The organism is Variovorax sp. ISS6, from assembly GCF_056523145.1.
Window position 1 is genome coordinate 4,649,014 of sequence record NZ_JAWRZC010000001.1, and the last position, 16,560, is coordinate 4,665,573.

A 16,560-nucleotide genomic window follows, 5' to 3' on the forward strand; every position below is an offset into this window, starting at 1 on the left:
ATCGGCGTCACGCCACACCAGAATCACCGGTTGGATGAGGAGACGGGAGACGAAGCTTCGAGCTTCATTGCAAGGGAGAGGAATCTCCCCGAAATCTCCCGTTGGGCCTGAAGACTGGTCTTCTTCAGAGGGAGATTTGGTAGGCGCGATTGGACTCGAACCAACGACCCCCACCATGTCAAGGTGGTGCTCTAACCAGCTGAGCTACGCGCCTGCGATTGTTTCGAGAAGCTGAAAGTATAGCAGGAGAAATGGCGGTTTTCGGGGCGGCCGCCCCTTTTTCATCGGCGTCGCGCGGATCGCACGCCGGCCACCGCCGTGACCACGCCCAGTACCTGCGCGAGACGCGCCGCATCGGCGATCTCCACGGTGAAGGTCATCCAGGCCGTGCCCTTGACCGACTGCGTCTGCACGCCGATCACGTTCATCTTCTCGCGCGCGAAGACATCGGAGATGTCGCGCAGCAGGCCCTGCCGGTCGGCAGCCTCCACGGCGACGTCGACCGCGTAGACCGGCGCGTCGCCCTTGGTCGCGCCCCACTCCACGTCGATCACGCGCTCGCCGTCGCGCGCGGCCATCGTGCGGAAGTTGCTGCAGTCCACGCGGTGCACGCTCACGCCATGGCCGCGCGTGACGAAGCCCGCGATGGCATCGGGCGGCGCCGGCTTGCAGCACTTCGCGAGTTGCGTCATGAGCGAGGACACGCCGACCACCAGCACGCCGCCCTTGCCCGACTTCTCGCTGGCGCGCGGCTTCTTGATCTGCACGCCGTCGTCGGGATTCGCCGGCGGCTCGGGCGGACGCAGCAGCGTCTCGATGTTGCGCAGCGAGAACTCGTCCTTGCCGACCACTTCGAACAGCTGGTCCGCCGACTTGAAACCCAGTTGCGATGCGAGGTCCTCGAGCCGCATGGCCGTGCGGCCTTCGCGCTGCAGCAGCTTCTCGACCGCCTCGCGGCCACGCGCCACCGTCTCGTGCGTGATCTGCGCATTGAACCAGGCGCGCACCTTGGCGCGCGCCCGATGGCTCGCAAGGTAGCCGAGCTCCGCATTGAGCCAGTCACGCGAGGGGCCGCCCTCCTTGGCCGCGATGACTTCCACCGTCTGTCCGTTCGACAGCGGCGTGTTGAGCGGCACCATCGCGCCGTCGACGCGCGCGCCACGGCAGCGGTGGCCCAGCGTGGTGTGCACCGTGTAGGCGAAGTCGACCGGCGTTGCGCCCTGCGGCAGCTCGACGATCGCCGCGTCGGGCGTCAGCACGTAGATGCGGTCGTCGAACAGGCCCTGGCCCTGCAGGCCGCCCGACAGGTCGCGCTCCCAGGCCAGCAGCTGGCGCAGCACCGCGATCTTGGCGTCGTACTCGCCGCTGGCCCACACGCCCGCGTAGCCCTTGTGGCCGGCTTCCTTGTAGGCCCAGTGCGCCGCCACGCCGTGCTCGGCGTGGTCGTGCATTTCCTCGGTACGGATCTGGATCTCGATCGGCTTGCCGACCTGGCCATCGACCAGCGCGCGCACCACCGTGTGCAGCGACTGGTAGCCGTTGGGCTTGGGCCGCGCGATGTAGTCGTCGAACTCCTCGTCGATCGGCTGGAAGTGCGAATGCACCCAGGCCAGCGCGGCGTAGCAGTCCTTCACGTCGGGCACCACCACGCGCAGCGCGAGGATGTCGAACACCTGCGCGAAATCGAGCGACTTGCCGCGCATCTTCTTGACGATGCTGTAGATGTTCTTCGGCCGCCCCTGCACGGTCGCGCCGATGCCCTCGGCATGCAGCTCGCGCTCCAGCCGCGAGCGCAACTGCTCGACGTAGCTCTCGCGCTCGATGCGCTTCTCGTCGAGCAGGCGCGCGATCAGCTTGTAGGTCTCGGGCTCGAGGAAACGGAACGAGAGGTCCTCGATCTCCCACTTGACCTGCCAGATGCCGAGCCGGTTCGCGAGCGGCGCGAACACCTGCAGCGATTCACGCGCCACGCCCTCGGGCACCGGCTTCTTGCTCGCGGCCGCGTAGCGCAGCGTCTGCAGGCGCGAGGCCAGGCGCAGCATCACCACGCGCAGGTCGCGCGAGAACGCCAGCAGCATCTTGCGCACGTTCTCGGTCTGCGCGCCGGCACCTTCGTTCTGGTGCGCGCGCGCCGCCGCGCGAGCCTGTTCCTGCACGCGCACGAGCTTGGTGGTCTCCACCGCCAGCGCCGCGAAGTTGTCGCCGAAGACCTTGGCGATGACTTCCTGCGGACGGTTGAGGTGCGAACAGGCGTAGACCAGGTAGCTCGCGCCCTGCATGGCCTCGGAGCCGCCCATCTTCTTGACGATGGCGGCCACCGCGTCGGCATGCGCCAGCGCGTTCTCGCCGGTGTCGAGCAGTTCGTCGGCGATCAGCGGCTCGGCGAAGGCGCGCGCCCGCGCGAGCATGTTCTCCATCACCGGCGAGCGCTCAGCGGTGGCCGCCGACAGCGGATAGTCGACGACGATGCCGTCCGAAGCCGGCATCCCCTGGAGGCTGGAGGACTCGCGCTTCACGCCGCCCTCAATCGAACAGAAAGTCCGCGACCACCGCGGCCTGCGCGGGATCGACGAAGGTCGGCGCATGACCGACGCCTTCGAACTCGACCAGCGTGGCGCGCGGGCCGCGCTGAGTCATCGCGGTGGCGGTCTCGCGCGACAGCAGGTCGGACTGGGCGCCGCGCGTGACGAGCACGCGCGCCGTGATCGCGTCGTAGAGGCCCCACATGATGGCGCCGCCCTGTGCCGCGGCTTCGGGCGTGATGGCGCGCAGGCCGACCGCGAGCGCCGGGTCGTAATGCAGCATCCACGGACCGTCCGTGCTGGCCGGCGCATCGACCTTGGCCATGCCATCGGCGCTGCGCTGCGAGGCCGGCACCACCATGGGCCGCGTCAATTCGAGCCACTGTTCGGGCGTGTGCGGACCGAAGCTGGTGGAGATCGCCCACAACGCGTCGGCCGCCTGCTGCAGGCTGTCGTAACGGCCGCCCTGCCCTACGTAAGCCGCGATGCGCTGGATCGCCGCCGCCTCGATGGTCGGACCGACGTCGTTGACGACGAAGCGCCGCACCGGTGCAGGCAGCGGCAGTTCCTTGTGCCCGGCCAGCACGAAGCCGATCAGGCCGCCCATGCTGGTGCCCACGTAGTCGAGCGTCTGGATCGGATGCTGCTGCTGGAGCTGCGCGAGCAGCGCCACCATGTCGCCCGCGTACTGCGGCACCTGGTAGGCCACCGGATCGCGCAGCCAGTCGCTGGCGCCGCGGCCGGCCACGTCGGGACAGACCACCCGCACCCGGCCTTCGGCGCGCGCCACGAGCCCACGGGCCAGCGCATCGAAATCGCGGCCTTGCCGGGTCAGACCGTGCACGCAGAGCACCAGGTGCGGGCTGCCCGCGTCGCCCCACTGCCAATAGGCCATGCGGTGGCCGCCGTGGGTGTCGTTGCACGCCACGTGGTGAAGCGTCGGTTCGGTCATGGAAACAGGGCCGTTCTGGTGCGGATAATCTTCTCGTCGCATCCTAATTCATCCGGAGATTCATCTTCATGCTCAAAGGCAAAACCGCTCTTGTCACGGGGTCCACCAGCGGCATCGGGCTCGCCATCGCCACGTCCCTCGCCCAGCAGGGCGCCGACATCGTGCTCAACGGCTTCGGCGACGCCGAGGCGCCCAAGGCGCAGATCGCGGCGCTCGGGGTGCGCGCCGAGTACCACGGCGCCGACATGAGCAAGCCCGACCAGATCGAGGACATGATGAAGTTCGCGGCCGACAAGTTCGGGCGCGTCGACATCCTGGTCAACAACGCCGGCATCCAGCACGTGGCCAAGGTCGAGGACTTCCCGCCCGAACGTTGGGACGCGATCATCGCAATCAACCTCACGAGCGCCTTCCACACCACGCGGCTGGCGATTCCCGCGATGCGCGAAGCCAACTGGGGCCGCGTCATCAACATCGCCTCGGCCCACGGGCTGGTGGCATCGGCCCAGAAATCGGCCTACGTGGCGGCCAAGCACGGCATCGTCGGCTTCACGAAGTCGGTGGCGCTCGAGACCGCGACCACCGGCATCACGAGCAACGCGATCTGCCCGGGCTGGGTGCTGACGCAGCTGGTGCAAAAGCAGATCGACGACCGCGCGGCACGCGAAGGCATCAGCGCCACGCAGGCGCAGAACGACCTGCTGGGCGAGAAGCAGCCCTCGCTGCAGTTCACCACGGTGGAACAGCTCGGCGGGCTCGCCGTGTTCCTGTGCTCGCCCGCGGCCGACCAGGTGCGCGGCGTGGCCTGGCAGATGGACGGCGGCTGGACCGCTCAATAAGAAGAATGCATGGGCGAGGCGCGCCACGCGCCCCGCCCCGCGGCCCTTTTACTTGAGCTGCACCGATCCCGAGACGTTGACCACCACGCTGGTCTTGCCCGCCTCGATCGGCACCTGCGCGTCGGCCGAGAAGGACTTGGCCGCGGCCGCCATCATGCGCGGGCGGATCGGTCCGCCGTCGTTCGCGTTCACCGACACCTCGCGCAGCGTGTAGCCCGCGAAGCCGAAGTTCTTCGAGAGCTCGGTCGCCTTCTGCTTGAAGGCGTCGATCGCGAGGGTCTGCGCCTCCGCCTCGGTCTTGGCGCGCTGCTCGCGGCTCAGGCCGAAGCCCACGTTGCCGACGGTCAGCGTCGTGATGCGGCCGGCCGTCTGGGCGATGCGCGGGAAGTCGCGGCCCTCGAGCACGAGTTCGGCCGTGCCCTGCCAGCCGTTGATCTTGCCTTCGCGCGTGTAGCGCGGCGACAGGCTGAAGTTGCCGGTGCGCACGTCGAGCTGGCCGGCCTGCGCGTTCTTGCGCGCCTCGGTCAGCGCCGCGTCGAGCGCGGCCTTCAGCTGCGTCTGCACGCTGCCGGCATCGGTGCCGTCGCGCGTGGTCACGAGCGTCATGCTCAGCAGGTCCTGCTGCACCTCGACGGTTCCGTTGGCGCTGAGCTGCAGCACGTTCTGCGGCGGCGCCATGACGGCGTTCTGCGCCATGGCCGTGCCGGCCAGGCCGGCCCAGGCGGCGCACGCCGCGATCAAGGTGATGGTTCTTTTCAAGATGGCTCTCCCAGGTTGTAGGTACGTCGACGACGTACGAGAAGAAGACGGGTGCTCGGTGCACCCGCCCTCGCGGCGCGAGCCGTGGCTCGCGCACTGCGCTCAAGGTCGCTGGCTGCGCGGCACGGGCAGGAGCCGCGCGGCCGGCATCGGTGCCGGCACGATGCGCTCGGCCGGCTGCGATTCTGCCGAATGCGCGGAGATGCCCGGCGCGGTCCACTGCCCGCGCACCTGCTGCCGCAATTCGTAGAGCTCGGCCGGCGTGAGGCGCCGCCCCGCGATGGCTTCGCCGCGGCGCATCTCGTCGCGCTGCGCGGCGCGGTGCGCGGCCACCGCGGCCCGCAGGTCGTAGCGGCGCCCATCGGCCACGCGAAGGAATTCGGCCGCCGAGATCGACGGCACACAGGCACACGCGAGCAGAAGCAGGGGTGCGGCGGATGAATGAAGTCTCTGCGCAAAAGTCATAGGGCAGAGGCACTGTGCCACCGCCACGCTTACATCGGATGACTGGACCGCGAGCGGTCGCAAGTTTTGTAACTTAGTGTCAAGGTCAAAGCAAATCCGGCTCAACCGGCTTCCAACGCCTTCAGAATCGGCGTTGTTACAAATTCGATGTTGTTGAAATGACTCAAGTTCCCGCTCGCACCGACAAGATCGTGATCGTCGACGACGACGCCCGCATCCGCGACCTGCTTCGCCGCTACCTGACCCAGGAAGGCTTCGAGGTGATCGTGGCCGAGGACGGCAAGGCGCTCAACCGCATCCTGTTGCGCGACACGGTCGACCTGATCGTGCTCGACCTCATGATGCCCGGCGAGGACGGCCTGTCCATCTGCCGCCGCCTGCGTGCCGCCAACGACCGCACGCCGATCATCATGCTCACCGCCAAGGGGGAGGACGTCGACCGCATCGTCGGCCTCGAGGTCGGCGCCGACGACTACCTCGGCAAGCCCTTCAACCCGCGCGAACTGCTGGCCCGTGTGCACGCCGTGTTGCGCCGCCGTCCGCCGCTCGAGGCGCCCGGCGCGCCCTCGACCGAGAACGAGACCGTCACCTTCGGTCCCTTCGCCTTCGACCTCGGCTCGCGCACGCTCAAGAAGGACGGCGAGGAGCTCTCGCTGACCACCGGCGAGTTCGCGATGCTCAAGGCGCTGGTGCGCCATCCGCGCCAGCCGCTGTCGCGCGAGAAGCTGGCCCAGCTCGCGCGCGGCCGCGAGTTCGAGCCCTTCGACCGCAGCCTCGACGTGCAGATCTCGCGCCTGCGCAAGCTGGTCGAGTCCGACGCCGCGGCGCCGCGCTACATCCAGACGGTGTGGGGCGTGGGCTACGTCTTCGTGCCGGACGGCACGGCCTGACGCGGCACCAGCGGTGGCCATCGGCCTCCCCACCGGAAGAGAAGTCCCCCAGGAGGACGGCGCCCAGGTCACGATGCCCAGCCCGCTCGAGGGCGCGGCGCAGCGCGACCGGCGCCCCGGGCTCAAGCTCGGCTTCAGCCTGTTCTGGCGCACCTTCTTCCTGCTCGCCCTCCTGCTGATCGGCTGCACCGTCGCCTGGCTGCAGACCTTCCGCTCGCTCGAATACGAACCGCGCGCGATCCAGACCGCGCACCAGATCGCCTCGCTCGTGAACCTCACGCGCGCGGCGCTGGTGTACTCGGACGCGATCACGCGCGTGTCGCTGATCAAGACGCTGGCCGACCAGGAAGGCGTGCGCATCCTGCCGCGCGAACCCAACGACCGCGTGCAGCCCTACACCAGCGGCGCGCTCGACCAGCGCGTGACCGAGGAGCTGATCGACCAGCTCGGCGCCGGCACCACGGTGGCCAGCCGCGTCAACGACGAGGCCGGCCTGTGGATCGGCTTCACGATCGAGAGCGACACCTACTGGCTGTTGCTCGACCCCACGCGCTTCAGCCGCGTGGGCGGGCGCACCTGGCTGGTCTGGCTCAGCACCGCCATGGCGTTGTCGCTCGCGGGCGCGGCGCTGATCACGCGGCTCATCAACCTGCCGCTCAAGCAGCTCTCGCGCGCCACCATGCAGGTGCGCGAGGGCGAGTACGAGGCGCACCGGCTCGACGAGCGCGCGCGCACCAACGAGATCCGCGCGGTCAACATCGGCTTCAACCGCATGGCCGACCAGCTCGCCAAGATCGAGCAGGACCGCGCGATCATGCTGGCCGGCATCTCGCACGACCTGCGCACGCCGCTCGCGCGGCTGCGCCTCGAAACCGAGATGAGCGTGGCCGATGAAGACGCACGCGACCACATGGCGGCCGACATCGCGCAGCTCGACGCGATCATCGACAAGTTCCTCGACTATGCGCGGCCCGACCATGTCGACCCCAAGCCGATCCTGCTGCGCGACGTGGTCGACTCCTGCACCTACGCCGTGCAGGACTACGAGGAGATGAGCATCACGGTCGACGTGCCGCCCGACCTGCGCGTGATGGGCGACGAGGTCGAGCTCACGCGCGTGATCTCCAACCTGGTCGAGAACGCGCGCCGCTACGGCAAGACGCCCGCCACCGGCATCGCCGACGTGGTGATCCAGGCACAGGCGAGCAACGACGCGGTGCTGATCAAGGTGCGCGACCGCGGCGCCGGCGTGGAGCCGGCCCAGCTCGCGCAGCTCACCAAGCCCTTCTTCCGCGGCGACGCGGCGCGCACATCGGCCGCCGGCGCGGGCCTGGGCCTGTCGATCGTGGCGAAGAACATCGAACGCATGGGCGGCACCTTCGCGCTCACCAGCACGCCGGGACGCGGCCTCGCGGCGCACATCCGCATGCCGCGCGCGATGCCGGCGCCGCCGCGGCCCGCACAGCCGCCGGTCCGCAAGCTCTGAAAGAAAAGAACCGCGCGCTCAGCGGTGCAGCAGCACCACGGCGCGCGCTTCCATCGCGCGGCCCTCGCCCACCGGGCCCAGCTTCTCGGCCGTCTTGGCCTTCACGTTGACCTGCTCGCCCGCGATGCCCAGCGTCTGCGCGATGCGCTCGCGCATGGCGGGGATGTGCGGCGCCAGCTTCGGCGCTTGCGCGATCACGGTGCTGTCGACGTTGCCGATCTGCCAGCCCTCGGCGCGCACGCGGCGCGCCGCTTCGGCCAGCAGCACGGCCGAGTCGGCGCCACGGAACTGCGCGTCGGTGTCCGGAAAATGCCGGCCGATGTCGCCCAGGCCCGCGCCGCCGAGCAGCGCGTCGGTGATCGCATGCAGCAGCACGTCGGCATCGGAATGACCGAGCAGGCCCGCGACGTGCGGCACCTCGACGCCGCCGAGGATCAGCTTGCGCCCCGCCACCAGCTGATGGACGTCCCAGCCCTCGCCGACGCGGATGTCGAAGGCATCGCTCATTGAAGTACCTTCGTGCTTCGCACTGCGGTGCGAGCTTGCTTGGGGCGGCCCGGCGCGGCGCTCATGCGACCGCCTTCTTGCGCGCCAGCAGCAACGCCTCGGCCAGCGCGAAGTCCTCGGGATAGGTGACCTTGAAGTTCTGCGCGCTGCCCGGCACCAGCAATGGCGCCAGCCCCACTGCCTCGATCGCGCCAGCCTCATCGGTCACCGCGTCGCCGACGCGCTCGAGCGCATCGAGCAGCATGCCGATGCGGAACATCTGCGGCGTCTGCGCAAGCCACTTGTCGGCGCGCGGCAGGGTCTGCGCCACGCGGCTGTCGGCCGTCGACACCTTGAGCGTGTCGGCCAGCCGGTGCGCCAGCAGGCCGCCGACGGCATCGTGCTCGCAGGCCGCGACCAGCGCCTCGATCTGGCTCGGCGTCACGAGGCAGCGCGCCGCGTCGTGCACCAGCACCCAGTCGTGCGCGCCCGCGCCCTTCTGCCGCAGCGCCAGCAGGCCGTTGCGCACCGAGGCCGCGCGCGTCACGCCGCCCACGCGCAGCAGGTGCTCGTCCTGCTGCGGGAAGAGCGGCAGCGCGGCGTCCACGTCGCGGTCCTCGGGCGCCACCACCAGCGCGATACCGGCGAAGCGCCCGTTCAGCGCGCGGAAGGCCTCCAGCGTGTGCGCCACCATCGGCGCCCCGGCCAGCCGCCGGTACTGCTTCGGCTGCGGGGACTGCGCATGGCCGGCACGGTGGCCGGAACCGGCGCACGGGATCAGCACGAAGAGGCGGGAGGAAGACATGGCGAAGCGGACGGTCGGCCGGTGCGCCGACAAGCAGAAGAAGGGCCGCCATTCTAGAATCGACCCCATTGCACACCCCTCGCCAGCCGGCGCGGGGTGTTGTGCATTTCCAGCAAGCCTTTCATGGACCTCCCCCACCTCACGGCGGGCAAGCGCTTCACGCTGCCGCGCCCCCCGCTGTCGGCCGACGCGCTGCTGCTGGCCCAGCTCGCGCGGCGCGAAAAGGCCGCCGGCCGCGCCACGGCCATGTTCACGGCCGACGCCAACGATGCCCAGCGCCTGATCGACGAGATCGCCTTCTTCGCGCCCGAGCTGCGCTGCGCCCTGTTCCCCGACTGGGAGACGCTGCCCTACGACAGCTTCTCGCCGCACCAGGACCTGATCAGCGAGCGCCTGGCCACGCTGTGGCGCATCAGCCAGAAGGAAGCCGACGTGGTGCTGGTGCCCGCCACCACCGCGCTCTACCGGCTGGCGCCGCCGTCCTTCCTCGCGGGCTACACCTTCCATTTCAAGACCAGGCAGAAGCTGCAGGACGCCAAGCTCAAGGCGCAGCTCACGCTGGCCGGCTACACCCACGTCACGCAGGTGGTGAGCCCGGGCGAGTACGCGGTGCGTGGCGGCCTGATCGACCTGTTCCCGATGGGCTCGCCGGTGCCCTACCGCGTCGACCTGTTCGACGACGAGATCGACTCGATCCGCACCTTCGACCCCGACACCCAGCGCAGCCTCTACCCGGTGCCCGAGGTGCGGCTGCTGCCGGGCCGCGAGTTCCCGATGGACGACGACGCGCGCGCGCGCTTTCGCGGCCGCTGGCGCGAGCTGCTCGAGGGCGACCCGACCAAGAGCCGCATCTACAAGGACATGGGCAACGGCGTGGCCACCGCCGGCATCGAGTACTACCTGCCGCTGTTCTTCGACGAGACGGCGACCGTGTTCGATTACCTGGGCGAGGACACCACCGTCGTGCTGCACGGCGAGCTCGAGCCCGCGTTCCAGCACTTCTGGCAGGACACCGGCGAGCGCTACCGCCTGGTGCGCGGCGATCCCGAGCGCCCGGCGCTGCCGCCCGAGGCGCTGTTCCTCAACGCCGAGCAGTTCTACCAGCGCGTGAAGCCGCATGCGCAGCTGTCGATCCGATCGACCGCCGACGCCGCGCCCTTCGCGGAGTTCGACACCCTGCCCGCCTTCTCGGTGGTGCGCGGCGCCGACGATCCGCTGGTGCGGCTCAAGGCCCACATCGCCGCCACGACGCACCGCGTGCTGATGATCGCGGAGAGCGACGGCCGGCGCGAGAGCCTGCTCGATTTCCTGCGCGCCAGCGGCGTGAGCCCGCCGGCCTTCGACTCGCTGGCCGACTTCGAGGCCGCGGCCGACGAGAAGATCGGCATCGCCACCGCCGCGCTGGCGGCCGGCTTCGCCTGGCGCGAACAGGGCATCGACTTCGTCACCGAGACCGAGCTGTTCGCCACCGGCAGCACCGGCCGGCGCCGCAACAAGAAGCAGGAGCAGGTCAGCGACGTCGAGGCGCTGATCAAGGACCTGTCGGAGCTCAACGTGGGCGACCCGGTGGTGCACTCCGCGCACGGCATCGGCCGCTACCGCGGCCTGATCCACATGGACCTGGGCCAGGGCAGCGATGCCGAGGGCAAGCCGCTGCTGCAGGAAATGCTGCACCTGGAGTACGCCGACAAGGCCACGCTCTACGTGCCCGTGAGCCAGCTGCACCTGGTGAGCCGCTACACCGGCGTCAGCGCCGACGAGGCGCCGCTGCACAAGCTGGGCTCGGGCCAGTGGGACAAGGCCAAGCGCAAGGCCGCCGAGCAGGTGCGCGACTCGGCCGCCGAGCTGCTCAACATCTACGCGCGCCGCGCCGCGCGCGAGGGCCATGCCTTCCGCTATTCGCCGGCCGACTACGAGGTGTTCGCCAACGACTTCGGCTTCCAGGAAACCGCCGACCAGAAGGCCGCGATCCATGCCGTGGTGCAGGACATGATCTCGCCGCAGCCGATGGACCGCCTGGTCTGCGGCGACGTCGGTTTCGGCAAGACCGAGGTCGCGCTGCGCGCGGCATTCATCGCCGTCACCGGCGGCAAGCAGGTGGCCTTCCTCGCGCCCACCACGCTGCTGGCCGAGCAGCACTACCAGACCCTGGTCGACCGCTTCGCCAAGTGGCCGGTGAAGGTGGCCGAGATGAGCCGCTTCCGCTCGGCCAAGGAAGTCTCGACCGCCGCCAAGGGCCTGGCCGAGGGCACCGTCGACATCGTGGTCGGCACCCACAAGCTGCTCTCGGAGTCGGTCAAGTTCAAGAACCTGGGGCTCTTGATCATCGACGAGGAGCACCGCTTCGGCGTGCGCCATAAAGAGGCCATGAAGGCGCTGCGCGCCGAGGTCGACGTGCTCACGCTCACCGCCACGCCGATCCCTCGCACGCTGGGCATGGCGCTCGAGGGCCTGCGCGACCTCAGCGTGATCGCCACCGCGCCGCAGCGCCGGCTCGCGATCAAGACCTTCGTTCGCAACGAGGGCACCGGCGTGATCCGCGAGGCCGTGCTGCGCGAGCTCAAGCGCGGCGGCCAGGTCTACTTCCTGCACAACGAGGTCGAGACCATCGAGAACCGGCGCCAGAAGCTCGAGGAGATCCTGCCCGAGGCGCGCATCGCCGTCGCCCACGGCCAGATGCCCGAGCGCGAGCTCGAGCGCGTGATGCGCGACTTCGTGGCCCAGCGCTACAACCTGTTGCTGTGCTCGACCATCATCGAGACCGGCATCGACGTGCCGACCGCCAACACCATCGTGATGAGCCGCGCCGACAAGTTCGGCCTGGCGCAACTGCACCAGCTGCGCGGCCGCGTCGGCCGCTCGCATCACCAGGCCTATGCCTACCTCATGGTGCCCGACACCGAGGGCCTGACCAAGCAGGCGGCGCAGCGGCTCGACGCGATCCAGCAGATGGAGGAGCTGGGCTCGGGCTTCTACCTCGCGATGCACGACCTCGAGATCCGCGGCACCGGCGAGGTGCTCGGCGAGAACCAGAGCGGCAACATGATGGAGATCGGCTTCCAGCTCTACAACGAGATGCTCAGCGAGGCCGTGCGCTCGCTCAAGGCCGGGCAGGAACCCGACCTGCTGTCGCCGCTGTCGGTCACGACCGAGATCAACCTGCACGCCCCCGCCCTGCTGCCCGACGACTACTGCGGCGACGTGCACCTGCGGCTGTCGTTCTACAAGAAGCTCGCCACCGCGAAGAACCCCGACCAGATCGACACCCTGCTGGAGGAGATCGTCGACCGCTTCGGCAAGCTGCCGCCGCAGGCCCAGACCCTGATCGACACCCACCGCCTGCGCGTGCTCGCGCGGCCCTACGGCGTGGTCAAGGTCGATGCGGCGCCCGGCGTCATCAACATCACCTTCAAGAAGGATCCGCCGGTCGATTCGATGGCGATCATCCACCTGATCCAGAAGAACAAGCACATCAAGCTGGCCGGCAACGAGAAGCTGCGCATCGAGCGCGAGCTCAAGGAGCCGAAGGAGCGTGCGCAGATGGTGCGCGATGTGTTGCGCAGCCTGGGCCAACCCACCACCAAGGAAAGCATTCCCGCATGAGCGCCGTCGCAGAAATCTCCCCTGGCCTCGTCCTGCAGCGTTTTTCGCCGCCGCTCGCCCTCCAGGACTTCAAGCTCATCGCCTTCGACATGGACTCGACGCTGATCAGCATCGAGTGCATCGACGAGATCGCCGACGCGGTCGGCAAGAAGGCCGAGGTGGCCGCGATCACCGAGGCCACGATGCGTGGCGAGATCAAGGACTTCAAGGAGAGCCTGCGCCGCCGCGTCGCGCTGCTGAAGGGCGTGCCGGTCGGCGCGCTGCAGCAGGTCTACGACGAGCGGCTGAAGCTCAACCCCGGCGCGGCCGAACTGGTGGCCGCCTGCAAGGCGGCGGGCCTCAAGGTGCTGCTGGTCTCGGGCGGCTTCACCTTCTTTGCCAACCGCGTGAAGGAGCGCCTGGGCATCGACTTCGCGCGCTCCAACCTGCTCGACGAGGCCGACGGCCTGCTCACGGGCCAGGTCGCGATGCAGAGCTGGGGCGACATCTGCGACGGCGCCGAGAAGCGCCGCACCCTGCTCGAGGTGGCCTCGCTGATGGGCATCTCGGCGCAGGAATGCATCGCGGTCGGCGACGGCGCCAACGACCTGCCGATGATGGGCGAGGCCGGGCTGTCGGTGGCCTATCACGCCAAGCCCAAGGTGCGCGAGCAGGCGATGGTGGCGATCGACGAAGGCGGGCTCGACCGCCTGCTCGAGGTCGTCCGGCCCTGACCGGTCAGGCCGGGCTGCCGGCCGCCGGCGACCTGGCCGCGGTACCCAGCAGCCGCTCGCGCATCGACGGCACCACGGTGTCGGCCGCGCGCTCGAGCTGCTCCACCAGGCCGCCCACGCCGACCGCGAAGCGCGCGCCCGAGGCGCTCGAGGCCGAGCCCAGCGCGATGATGCCGATGCCCTCGGTGACCACGCCGCGCGAAAACGCATAGCCGCGCTCGCGCGTCTCCTGCACGCGCGCCTTCACGTAGTCGGCATCGACGTCCTGCCCGCCGGGCTTGAGGCGCGCGTTGCTGCGATGGATGGTGCGCGCCACGTGGTCGTCGCTGCTGGCCGCGAGCAGCGCCCAGCCCGTGCCCGACATGCACAGCAGCCGGCGTGTGCCGGGCTGCACGTTGAACTGGATCGCGCGGCTGCCGAAGATCACGTGCACGTACTGCGCGTAGATGTCGTTCTCGACCGCGAGGATGGCGGTGAAGCCGGTCTCGCGCGCGATGTCGCCGAGCACGGTGAGCAACTGCCCGCCCTGGAACATCGAGTCCATCACCCAGTCGCCGATCGAGGCCAGGCGCGGCGTGGCGAGGTAGGCGCGCAGCGAGGAGTCGTAGCGCAGGTAGCCCAGCGTGGCGACGCTCTTGAGCAGCACCTGCGCGCTCGACAGCGGGTAGCCGAGCCGCTCGGAGATCTCGCGCACCGTCACCGGCCGCCGCACCTCCCGCAGGTACTCGAGCACCTGAAACACCCGCCCCGCCGTCTTGATGACCGATTGCTCCACTTCATGTTCTCCGCGGTCCCAGCCGGCATGTTGCGCGCTCGACCGCCCGGGCCGGACCGCGCGCGATGCTACTGCAACTCGATGCCGGTGATGCCCACCAGCCGCTTCCAGCGCTCGATCTCCTCGGCCTGGTAGCGGCGCAGTTCGGGCGCCGAGGACATGATCAGTTCGGTGCCCTGCTTGCGGTAGTAGGCCTGGATCTCGGGCGTCTGCGCGGCCTTCGCGAACAGCGTGCCGAGCTGCTCGAGCGCGGCCGGCGGCGCCTTCGAACTCACGGCGGCCGCGACCCAGTTGAACGCGAGGTAGTCGGGATAGCCGGCCTCGCCGACGGTGGGCACCTCGGGCAGCACGATCGAGCGCTTGGGCGCGGTGAAGGCCAGCGGCCGCACCCGGCCCGAGCGCGCGAGCTCGTTGGCGCCGGTGGCGTCGACCACCGCGAAATCGACCTCGCCCGTGAGCACCGCGTTGACGGCCTCGCCCGCGCCCTTGTAGTTGATGCCGGCGGTCTTGATCTTGGCCATCTCGTTGAACCACTCGGAGTAGAGCGTGTACGACATGGAGCCGCTCGCGTAGTTGAGCTTGCCCGGCCGCTTGCGCGCATCGGCCACGAGGTCGGCCAGCGAACGGTGGGCCGAGGCCGCCGGCACGATGACCAGGCAGGCGCCGCGCGACAGCAGCGTGATCGGCGCGAAGTCGGCGATCGGGTCGTAGGGCAGCTTGCGGAAGGTGGCGGCATTGGTGGTCAGCGTCGAGTTGCTGCCGATGAACACCGTGTGGCCGTCGTGCGGCGGATTCAGCGCCGTCTGCACGCCGATGAAGCCGTTGCCGCCGGGCTTGTTCTCCACTGTCACCGCCTGGCCCGAGAGGTCGCCGATGCTCTTGGCGAACAGGCGCGCCGTGATGTCGGTGCCGCTGCCGGGCGGGAACGGCACGATGAAGCGCATCGCGTGCGAGGGAAAGGCCCGCGCCTGCGCGAGGGTGGGCAAGCTCGCGGCACCGGCCAGCGCCGCGCCGGTGCCGAGCAGCAGCCGGCGGCGGTCGCGAGAGAAATCACTCATGGGGGTCGTCTCCTGGTTTCCTGTCTTCAGCGCCGCGAGCCCAAGAGCTCGCGCGCCACCACCCAGCGGTGCACCTCGCTGGGTCCTTCGTAGATGCGCATCAGCCGGGTCTCGTTGGCCATCTGCTGCAACGGCATTTCCTTGGTCATGCCCATGGCGCCGAAGACCTGCATCGCCATGTCGATCACGTCCCAGGCCATCTCGGTGGCGTAGACCTTGATCATCGAGACCTGCGAACGCGCCTCCTCGCCGCGGTCGATGCGCGCGGCGGCCTCGTAGGTCATGAGGCGGCAGGCATGGATGCGCGTGGCGGCATCGGCCACGCCCCACTGCACGCTCTGGCGGTCGGACAGCAGCGCGCCGAAGGTCTTTCGCATCGGCGCGTACTCGCAGACCATGTCGAGCGCGCGCTGGGCGCGGCCGATGCACCAGGCCGCCATCTGCACGCGCCGGCTCGACAGCCGCGCCTGCATCGGCGCGAAGCCCTGCCCTTCCTTGCCCAGCAGCTGGCCGGCGCCGACGCGGCAGTCCTGCAGCACCACCTCGTAGGTCGACACGCCGCCGAGCATCGGGATGCGGCGCTCGACGATGAAGCCCGGCGTGTCCTTGTCGACGATGAATGCCGAGATGCCGCCGCGCGAACCGAGCGCCTTGTCGGTCACGGCCATCACGATGGTCCAGTCGGCGCGCGCGGCGCGGCTGATCCAGATCTTGCGGCCGTTGAGCACCCAGTTGCCCTGCGCGTCGCGCTCGGCGCGCGTGCCCATCGCCGACGGATCGGCGCCCGCGCCGGGCTCGGAGATGGCGATCGCCGAGACCGTCTCGCCGCGCGCATAGGGCGCGAGGTAGCGCTCGGTCTGCGCCGCGTCGGCCGTCTTCAGCAGCATGCGCAGGTTCGGCGAATCGGGCGGCAGGTCGTAGGGCACGACGGTCTTGCCGAGCTCCTCGTTGACGCCCACCATCGCCGTCACCGGCAGGTCGGAGCCGCCGAGTTCGGCCGGCGCATCGAGCCCCCAGAGGCCGAGCTCGCGCGAGAGCACATCGAGCCGCTCGTGCTCCTCGGGCATGAGCATCAGCTGCCCGCCCTCGGCTTCGCGCTTCAGCACCGCCGGCTCCAGCGGCAGCAGTTCGTCGCGCACGAAACGCGCGACCAGGTCCTTGAGCATGCGGTGCTCGTCGTCGAGTTCGAAGTTCATGCCCCGCTCCC

General features: G+C 69.6%; 14 protein-coding genes and 1 tRNA gene. 5 read left to right on the top strand and 10 right to left on the bottom strand.

The window, feature by feature from the left end:
• Positions 1–137: 137 nt before the first annotated feature.
• The 3 genes from AC1HIL_RS21585 to AC1HIL_RS21595 form a co-directional block, all read right to left on the bottom strand.
• Positions 138–214: transfer RNA gene (locus AC1HIL_RS21585), tRNA-Val, on the bottom strand.
• Between the two features lie 67 nt (positions 215–281).
• Positions 282–2,486, bottom strand: coding sequence for a RelA/SpoT family protein (locus tag AC1HIL_RS21590; RefSeq protein WP_057591685.1), 2,205 nt, complete (start codon positions 2,484–2,486; stop codon positions 282–284).
• Positions 2,487–2,523: 37 nt separating this feature from the next.
• Positions 2,524–3,474, bottom strand: a complete 951-nt coding sequence (locus tag AC1HIL_RS21595) for an alpha/beta fold hydrolase (protein WP_479669972.1) — start codon at positions 3,472–3,474, stop codon at positions 2,524–2,526.
• A 68-nt stretch (positions 3,475–3,542) separates the two neighbouring features.
• On the opposite strand from AC1HIL_RS21595, the gene AC1HIL_RS21600 reads away from it, so the two are divergent.
• The gene (locus tag AC1HIL_RS21600) at positions 3,543–4,313 is read left to right on the top strand and encodes a 3-hydroxybutyrate dehydrogenase (protein WP_422096822.1); all 771 of its coding nucleotides are present in this window, start codon (positions 3,543–3,545) and stop codon (positions 4,311–4,313) included.
• Between the two features lie 48 nt (positions 4,314–4,361).
• Here the strand turns inward: AC1HIL_RS21600 and AC1HIL_RS21605 are convergent, their stop codons facing one another.
• A complete protein-coding gene (locus tag AC1HIL_RS21605) occupies positions 4,362–5,072 on the bottom strand; it encodes an SIMPL domain-containing protein (RefSeq protein ID WP_172705481.1) in 711 nt (236 codons plus the stop codon).
• Between the two features lie 102 nt (positions 5,073–5,174).
• Positions 5,175–5,441, bottom strand: a complete 267-nt coding sequence (locus tag AC1HIL_RS21610) for a hypothetical protein (RefSeq protein WP_479672776.1) — start codon at positions 5,439–5,441, stop codon at positions 5,175–5,177.
• 254 nt (positions 5,442–5,695) lie between these two features.
• Here AC1HIL_RS21610 and ompR point away from each other — a divergent pair, with 254 nt between their 5' ends.
• Both ompR and AC1HIL_RS21620 read left to right on the top strand, forming a co-directional pair.
• On the top strand, positions 5,696–6,427 hold the full coding sequence (ompR, locus tag AC1HIL_RS21615) for an osmolarity response regulator transcription factor OmpR (protein ID WP_057591647.1): 732 nt from the start codon (positions 5,696–5,698) through the stop codon (positions 6,425–6,427).
• Between the two features lie 73 nt (positions 6,428–6,500).
• Positions 6,501–7,913, top strand: a complete 1,413-nt coding sequence (locus AC1HIL_RS21620) for a sensor histidine kinase (RefSeq protein ID WP_479672430.1) — start codon at positions 6,501–6,503, stop codon at positions 7,911–7,913.
• A gap of 18 nt (positions 7,914–7,931) precedes the next feature.
• On the opposite strand, the gene ispF is transcribed toward AC1HIL_RS21620, so the two are convergent.
• Positions 7,932–8,420, bottom strand: coding sequence for a 2-C-methyl-D-erythritol 2,4-cyclodiphosphate synthase (gene ispF / locus AC1HIL_RS21625; protein WP_479669974.1), 489 nt, complete (start codon positions 8,418–8,420; stop codon positions 7,932–7,934).
• 61 nt (positions 8,421–8,481) lie between these two features.
• Positions 8,482–9,204, bottom strand: a complete 723-nt coding sequence (gene ispD / locus AC1HIL_RS21630) for a 2-C-methyl-D-erythritol 4-phosphate cytidylyltransferase (RefSeq protein WP_057591644.1) — start codon at positions 9,202–9,204, stop codon at positions 8,482–8,484.
• A gap of 123 nt (positions 9,205–9,327) precedes the next feature.
• Here ispD and mfd point away from each other — a divergent pair, with 123 nt between their 5' ends.
• Entirely contained in the window at positions 9,328–12,807 is a 3,480-nt protein-coding gene (gene mfd / locus AC1HIL_RS21635) for a transcription-repair coupling factor (protein WP_479669975.1), read from the top strand.
• Positions 12,804–13,520 carry a phosphoserine phosphatase SerB gene (serB, locus tag AC1HIL_RS21640; protein WP_479669976.1) on the top strand — a complete coding sequence of 239 codons (717 nt, stop codon included), beginning with the start codon at positions 12,804–12,806 and terminating at the stop codon, positions 13,518–13,520. Before mfd ends, serB begins: the two co-directional genes overlap by 4 nt.
• Positions 13,521–13,524: 4 nt before the next feature.
• On the opposite strand, the gene AC1HIL_RS21645 is transcribed toward serB, so the two are convergent.
• From AC1HIL_RS21645 to AC1HIL_RS21655, 3 genes are all read right to left on the bottom strand, one after another.
• Positions 13,525–14,295, bottom strand: coding sequence for an IclR family transcriptional regulator (locus AC1HIL_RS21645; RefSeq protein WP_057591639.1), 771 nt, complete (start codon positions 14,293–14,295; stop codon positions 13,525–13,527).
• A 68-nt stretch (positions 14,296–14,363) separates the two neighbouring features.
• Complete coding sequence (locus AC1HIL_RS21650) at positions 14,364–15,353, bottom strand: Bug family tripartite tricarboxylate transporter substrate binding protein (protein ID WP_296730058.1); 990 nt, start codon at positions 15,351–15,353, stop codon at positions 14,364–14,366.
• Positions 15,354–15,379: 26 nt separating this feature from the next.
• Positions 15,380–16,549 (bottom strand): acyl-CoA dehydrogenase family protein, encoded by a 1,170-nt coding sequence (locus tag AC1HIL_RS21655; protein WP_413763402.1) that lies wholly within the window; start codon positions 16,547–16,549, stop codon positions 15,380–15,382.
• Positions 16,550–16,560 lie beyond the last annotated feature (11 nt).

Bases quoted from the DNA above. Each gene is read 5' to 3' on its own strand.
- AC1HIL_RS21590 (WP_057591685.1), bottom strand. From the start codon at position 2,486: ATGCCGGCTTCGGACGGCATCGTCGTCGACTATCCGCTGTCGGCGGCC.
- AC1HIL_RS21595 (WP_479669972.1), bottom strand. From the start codon at position 3,474: ATGACCGAACCGACGCTTCACCACGTGGCGTGCAACGACACCCACGGC.
- AC1HIL_RS21600 (WP_422096822.1), top strand. From the start codon at position 3,543: ATGCTCAAAGGCAAAACCGCTCTTGTCACGGGGTCCACCAGCGGCATC.
- ompR (WP_057591647.1), top strand. From the start codon at position 5,696: ATGACTCAAGTTCCCGCTCGCACCGACAAGATCGTGATCGTCGACGAC.
- AC1HIL_RS21620 (WP_479672430.1), top strand. From the start codon at position 6,501: ATGCCCAGCCCGCTCGAGGGCGCGGCGCAGCGCGACCGGCGCCCCGGG.
- ispF (WP_479669974.1), bottom strand. From the start codon at position 8,420: ATGAGCGATGCCTTCGACATCCGCGTCGGCGAGGGCTGGGACGTCCAT.
- ispD (WP_057591644.1), bottom strand. From the start codon at position 9,204: ATGTCTTCCTCCCGCCTCTTCGTGCTGATCCCGTGCGCCGGTTCCGGC.
- mfd (WP_479669975.1), top strand. From the start codon at position 9,328: ATGGACCTCCCCCACCTCACGGCGGGCAAGCGCTTCACGCTGCCGCGC.
- serB (WP_479669976.1), top strand. From the start codon at position 12,804: ATGAGCGCCGTCGCAGAAATCTCCCCTGGCCTCGTCCTGCAGCGTTTT.
- AC1HIL_RS21650 (WP_296730058.1), bottom strand. From the start codon at position 15,353: ATGAGTGATTTCTCTCGCGACCGCCGCCGGCTGCTGCTCGGCACCGGC.
- AC1HIL_RS21655 (WP_413763402.1), bottom strand. From the start codon at position 16,549: ATGAACTTCGAACTCGACGACGAGCACCGCATGCTCAAGGACCTGGTC.